General features: G+C 55.2%; 1 protein-coding gene. It reads right to left on the bottom strand.

Going from position 1 to position 277, the window contains the following annotated elements; genetic code table 11:
- Positions 1-89: 89 nt before the first annotated feature.
- On the bottom strand, positions 90-277 hold a 188-nt coding region (locus FQ668_RS27445), incomplete at its 5' end, for an outer membrane protein (protein WP_144180770.1).

The following is a 277-nucleotide window of genomic DNA, read 5'->3' as shown; positions in this document are numbered from 1 at the left end:
CCCCTGTTTGTCGCTTCCCGCCTTCGGAAAAGGGACAAGAAAAAAGCCCGGCACAATGGCCGGGCTTTTGCTGTTGCTGTCCGGGTGAATCAGAATTTTACGCCGAGGCCGACGCGTATTGCATGCTGGTCGACATCTGCATTGATTGCAGCGCCGCCGAAATCGAAATCCTTGTCGCCGAAGTCGGTGTAACGATACTCAACGCGTCCGAACACCATGTCGGTAAACGCGTAGTCGAGACCAACGCCGACGGTGTAGCCGTTGAACGTTTCCTTCA

It is taken from the genome of Pseudomonas sp. Kh14 (genome assembly GCF_900291005.1).
Lineage (GTDB): Bacteria > Pseudomonadota > Gammaproteobacteria > Pseudomonadales > Pseudomonadaceae > Aquipseudomonas > Aquipseudomonas alloputida.
This window is presented reverse-complemented; position numbering and strand designations above follow the sequence as displayed.